The sequence below is a fragment of the Stenotrophomonas sp. YJH_SMC_106-19 genome (genome assembly GCF_059368375.1).
The window spans coordinates 1-5,444 of the sequence record NZ_JCAFRQ010000012.1; the positions used below are offsets into that span (position 1 = coordinate 1).

5 protein-coding genes are annotated in these 5,444 nt (G+C 66.9%); all 5 read left to right on the top strand.

Annotated elements, in window-relative coordinates; all coding sequences use genetic code 11:
* Positions 1–674: 674 nt before the first annotated feature.
* The 5 genes from AC5P5M_RS18325 to AC5P5M_RS18345 are packed head-to-tail and all read left to right on the top strand — an operon-like array spanning position 675 to position 5,438.
* Positions 675–1,355 carry a vWA domain-containing protein gene (locus AC5P5M_RS18325; RefSeq protein ID WP_065174626.1) on the top strand — a complete coding sequence of 227 codons (681 nt, stop codon included), beginning with the start codon at positions 675–677 and terminating at the stop codon, positions 1,353–1,355.
* Positions 1,356–1,372: 17 nt separating this feature from the next.
* Positions 1,373–2,113 carry a PP2C family serine/threonine-protein phosphatase gene (locus tag AC5P5M_RS18330; protein ID WP_081279709.1) on the top strand — a complete coding sequence of 247 codons (741 nt, stop codon included), beginning with the start codon at positions 1,373–1,375 and terminating at the stop codon, positions 2,111–2,113.
* 4 nt (positions 2,114–2,117) lie between these two features.
* A complete protein-coding gene (locus tag AC5P5M_RS18335) occupies positions 2,118–3,524 on the top strand; it encodes a hypothetical protein (protein ID WP_368865778.1) in 1,407 nt (468 codons plus the stop codon).
* On the top strand, positions 3,521–5,203 hold the full coding sequence (locus tag AC5P5M_RS18340) for a TonB family protein (protein ID WP_495206238.1): 1,683 nt from the start codon (positions 3,521–3,523) through the stop codon (positions 5,201–5,203). The genes AC5P5M_RS18335 and AC5P5M_RS18340 overlap by 4 nt, the downstream gene beginning before the upstream one ends.
* Positions 5,204–5,261: 58 nt before the next feature.
* Positions 5,262–5,438: a hypothetical protein gene (locus AC5P5M_RS18345; RefSeq protein ID WP_263177825.1), complete on the top strand. Its 177-nt coding sequence runs from the start codon at positions 5,262–5,264 to the stop codon at positions 5,436–5,438.
* Positions 5,439–5,444: the final 6 nt, after the last annotated feature.

Below are 5,444 nucleotides of genomic sequence, written 5' to 3' on the forward strand. Positions count from 1 at the left end.
CAGGTGCTGAGCTGGAACCTGGGTGTGACCAGCCGGGCCAGCGAGCGGCTGTCGGTGATGGTCGACTATGTGGGCGAGCGCCGCGACGGCCAGCTGCAGAATGGTGTGCAGCTGGGGCTGGGTTACCGGTTCTGATGCAGGGAGGACGTCCTCGCCCGCCGGGCGGGGACGTCCACCGGCGGCTGATCCGCCTCTACCGCCCGCACAGGTTGGCGCAGGAGTGTCTTGAGTCGCGAAGGAGCGGTCTTCCGTGGATCGCTCAGATGGAATCTCATGGTGCGGGCCGGCAAACGTGTAGCCTGGTCTGGTGGCGCCGGGCCATGCCCGGCGGAATGCGAATTCCCCAGTAGTGCCAGCCCACGGCTGGCAGTCCTGATTGCTGAGCGAAGCCTTCATGGCCCTGCTTCAGCACATGCGACATCCCACGCCAGTGTCGCATTTGCACCGAAAAGACCCTCCTGCTGCTGAACAGATGTTCCAGAACGACGGTATCGGCAGGGAGTCGGTTGGCTCTCCATAATCCCTGGACAGAGTCGGATTCCGGGCACGTCGGCAAATGTGGCAAGCATTGCCACGGGGCGTCGGAAGTCGGCTCATGGTTTCCCTTCTCCCCTGTGCCTATACTCGATGCAACGCATACAGCGGCCCGATCCATAGCACGGAGGCTTACCACGATGTCCATTGGCGCGATTCCTGACGTTTCTCTGGTCGATAACAGCGAACAGCGCACACCGCTGATACTGGTACTGGACTGCTCCGGCAGCATGGATGGTAGCCCGATCGAACAGCTCAACGTTGGTCTGAAGCTGCTGGAGAAGGAGCTGAAGGACGATGTGATAGCGGCCAAGCGTGTGCGCGTGTTGCTGGTGGAATACGGTGGCATGGACACTGCCGCCGTACGTGGTGACTGGTGCGATGCAATGGATTTCACTGCGCCCACCCTGAAGGCCAACGGCACCACCCCCACCGGCGCGGCGGTGGAGCTTGCCCTGCAGGAAATCGAAGATGAGAAGCAGCGCTTCCGGCAGGCTGGCGTGGCCTACACGCGGCCATGGTTGTTCCTGATGTCCGATGGCCAACCGACCGATGCCTGGGAGGCGGTGGCCGAACAGTGCCGCAGTGCCGAGGAACAGAACAGGGTGGCGGTGTTTCCAATTGCAGTGGGTAATGCCGACCTCGGTGTGCTTGCCCGGTTCAGCCGCAATGGCGAGCGCGGGGTGAAGCGTTTGCAGGGCCTGCAGTTCAAGGAGCTGTTCCTGTGGCTCAGCGCGAGCATGCGCGTGGTGTCCAATTCGACGCCCGGCGGGCAGGTCCAGTTGCCGGCGACCGATAGCTGGTCGCACGTGCCGGTCTGACCGTGAGTTGGCGCGTTATGGCTGCCTCGGCTACGGGGCGGTCGCACGTGGATCGCGGGCAGCCCTGCCAGGACGCGCATGCCGCGGTATGCAGCGGTGCGCTGCTGGTGGCGGTGGTCTGCGATGGTGCCGGCTCGGCCTCGCACAGCGATGTCGGGGCGCAACACATGTCGTGCAGCGTCGCCGCTGCACTGGCGGCGGCAATGGCGTTGGGCGACGCACCGCTGACGGTGCCCGTGGACGCGCTGCGGCCGATCATCGAAACGGCCATCGATGACGCGCGCGGTCAACTGGCGCTGTTGGCCGCCGGACGTGGCCTGCGCCTGTCCGACCATGCCTGCACCCTTGTGGGGGTAGTAGCCGATGCGCGTGGTGGCTGGTTCCTCCATATCGGCGATGGGGTCGCCGCCTGCGCGTTCAGCGATGGCACCGCCGATGCAGTGTCGCTGCCGGCCAACGGCGAGTACGCCAACGAAACCTGGTTCGTTACCGGAGCCAATTGGCGTCAACAGTTGCGGCTGACCCGTTTCGAAGGGGCGGTGCAGGCGCTGGTGCTGATGTCCGACGGCGTGCAGCCCTTTGCGATGGGACGCCGAGGGGACACCTTGTTCCAGCCGTTTTTCGGGCCGGTGCTGCGCTATCTCTCTGCCGTGGATGAAGCACATGGCAGCCAGGCCTTGCAGGCGACCTTGTCCGACCCGCGCACGGATGGCATTACCGGCGATGACAAGACGCTGCTGATCGCATTGCCGGGCTGAGCACATGCCTGGCCGCAGTGGAGAAATCATCTTCGACCAGCGGCGCCAGCCGCTGACCCTGCTGCGCCTTCTCAAGAGTGGTGGCGCCGGCAGTGTGTTCACTCTGAAGGAGCGTCCGCGCGAGGTCGCCAAGCTGTATCACTCGGCCAAGGACGTGCCGTTCTACGAGCGCAAGCTGCGGGCAATGCTGGAACTGCAGCCGGATCTGCCGACGCTCCGTGAGGGTGGGCGCGAACGTGTGCAGATCGCATGGCCGACCGGTCTGCTCCGTGACCGTGGCGGGCGCTTCATCGGCTTCAGCATGCCGATCCTGGACGTGTCGGCCACCACCGATCTTGAGCATGTACTGCAGGAACGGCAGGCACGCGTTGAAAAGCTGCCCACCGGTCTGGGCGCGAAGATGACCCTGGCTGCGAATCTGGCGGCGACCTTGGCTGCCTTGCACCGCTGTCAGCACTACGTGGTCGATCTCAAGCCGCTGAATGTCCGCTTCTACCGCGATTCGCTGTTCATCGCCATGCTTGATTGCGATGGCTTCAGCATCCAGGGCAAGGACGAGCGTTTCCCGGCCGGCCAGGTGACCACCGATTATCTGGCGGCCGAGTTCCAGCAGCGTGGGGTCACGCCTGGCGAGGAAGAGGCGCAGGATCGCTTCGCATTGGCGGTGATCGTATTCCAGCTGCTCAATTCGGGCCTGCATCCGTACGCCGGGCGCCCCCAGGGGGGCGACGTGCCCAACGACCTGCCTGGGCGCATCGCTGCGCGGTTGTATCCCTACGGCCGGCGCGGCATCAGCCGCCTGCTGCCCGCACCGGTCAGTGGCCATGAAATGTTCCCGCCGGCTCTGCGCGATCTGTTTGATCGCGCGTTCTCGGCGCAGCCGCAGCGCCGTCCATCGGCGCAGGAGTGGTCGTCGCTGCTGATGGGCTACGCGCAGCGAAGCGGCGGCCAGTTGGTGGCGTGCAGTCAGGATGCCAGCCACCAGCACTTTGCCGGGCTACCCTGCGCGGCGTGCGCGCGCGCCGGCCTGGTCGCACGCAGTGCGCGCGTGGCACAGCAGACGAACGGCGGCAAGGGCCGCGGTCGCAAGCGGAAACGTACCCGCACGGCCCAGCCACTGCGGCAGGCGGCAGCCGCCCGCCCGGTGGCAAGGCCGGCCGCTCCGGGCGCTGCTGCCACAACCAGTCAGCTTCCCGGCCTGGGGTCGCGGGTTACGATGGCGGCGGTCGGCACCCTGGTGCTGGGCTGGGTGGCCGGCTGGGGCATGCCGGCCTGGCGTGCCTACGACGCGCTGCCCTCGCCGGGCTGGTGGGATGGCTTTGAGCTGGCCGTGCAGTCCGGCATGCTCCTGCTGGGCGTGCTGTTCTACATCCTGTGCGTGCCGGGCTTGATCATGAGTAGGCGGCCGTGAAGTGGCTGGGCTGGCTTGCCGTGCTGCTGGCGGTTCTGATTGGCCTGACGCCGTTGTGGGCGTGGCTGGGCGGTCTGGTTTACTCCACGTTTGATGTCCTGGGCCATCTGGGTGCTCGCCCATCCATCAGCGATGGCCGCGCTGCCTTCCGCGCGGCGGTGATGCTGGGCGGCACGGCTTCGGTGCTGTCGCTGCTGCGCGTGGCCTGGCTGGATCGGTCCGGCGATTACCTGGTGGCGGCTCTGATGCTGGGCTTGGGTTTCGTCGTGGTGGTAGTGATCTCTGGTGGCGGAGGCTCTGTTGATCGCGACGCACCGCGCCAGGTCTACATAGCGGCGAACGACTTGGCGCGCGGGCAGCGGCAATGGAGTTCGCGCGAGGCGTTCGAGCAGGACTCGCTGCAGACAGTGGAGGCGGCGATGCGCGCTGGTGCCCGCGGAGACGTGGCGCAGGTCGATCACCTGTTGAGCGAGCTGAAGGCATCTGCTCGGCTCTGGCCGCGCACGTCTGACCATACGCGCGAGTTCGCGCGCCTGCGCGACCAGTACAGCGCCGTGGTGGGCAAGATGAACGCGCTCTCTCCGCCCAGCCGTACCGGTGCCATCGATCGCAGTGTGCTGGAGGCAAGGCGGAGCCCGGAATACAGGGCGCTGGACGCGGAATCGACCGAACTGCTTCGGCAGATGTGGGCTGCGTCGCCACGCCGCCCGGCCATTGCTCTGGCGCTGTTGACCGAGGACATGCGAGCGCTGTCGGTGCGCAGCTTCTTCGGCAGGCGGCAGCTGCCCCCTGCGTTGGACGAGTTGCCATTGCAGGAGCGCCTGTATCGGATACAGACCCTCTTGGAACAGGTGCTGGCCTATGCGCCCAACGAAGTTTCTGTATGGGAGGCCTACAGCGAAGTGATGGCCGACCAGGACGAGGAACTGGCGCTGGGCGCGCGCGTGGTAGCCGGCCAGTTGGAACGACGGCTGCGCAGCGGCGTGGACTCGCGTGACTACCTCAATACCGGCAACATCCTGCTGGGCAGCGACGTGCGCCTGGGGGCCATCATGATGTCGCGCGGCAGCAGGGAGCGCTCCCGCATTCTGGAGGCGCGGGCCTCGGCGCTGCTCGGGCCGGCTGCCGACAAGGTTTCTGAGGGTACAAGTGATGACGCTGGCGGCGACACGGCGGCCTCGCCTGGCGGGATGGCAGAGCCGGGCCTGCCAGTGGTGTCGGCGACGTCGCCCTCGGATGAGCCCGACGCAGAGCGAGCGCTGCCGCCACGCGGAACGCTGGCCGATGGCACAGGGTTGTGGGTGCCGCCGCGGCCCCGGGCGCCCGCAGCCCCTGCGCAGGAAGACGGCGGGCCGCCCAATACGGCGGAGGGCGATCGGGGAACGCTACGTGTGGATCTGGCCGCGGCCGGCTTCACACCCGAGCCGTTGCCGCCTTTGCCGGAAGGCACCGTCGTTGCCCGTAACGTGCGTGTGTTGCTGGTGGTTGATGTCTGGGAGGACGGGCAGGTGACCTCGGTCCTTGTGCAGAGGAGCAGCGGCGTCCTGGCGCTGGACCAGGCTGCGCGGGCGGCGGCGGCGCGCTGGCGCAGCGCAGTCAAGGTACCGGCTGGCGGGGAGCGGCGAGGGGTGGCAGTCGAGTTCCTGCCATCGGGTGGCGAGCCCCCCGTGCTTCGCTGACTGCCTTCATCCGCGGTTCCCCCGCCGATTGAGGCGGACGTCATTGCGTATCTGGCCCATGCGGATGATGTTCGGCAGCAACAGCCAGACGGTGGGGGAGCAGGTGCTGAGCTGGAACCTGGGTGTGACCAGCCGGGCCAGCGAGCGGCTGTCGGTGATGGTCGACTATGTGGGCGAGCGCCGCGACGGCCAGCTGCAGAATGGTGTGCAGCTGGGGCTGGGTTACCGGTTCTGATGCAGG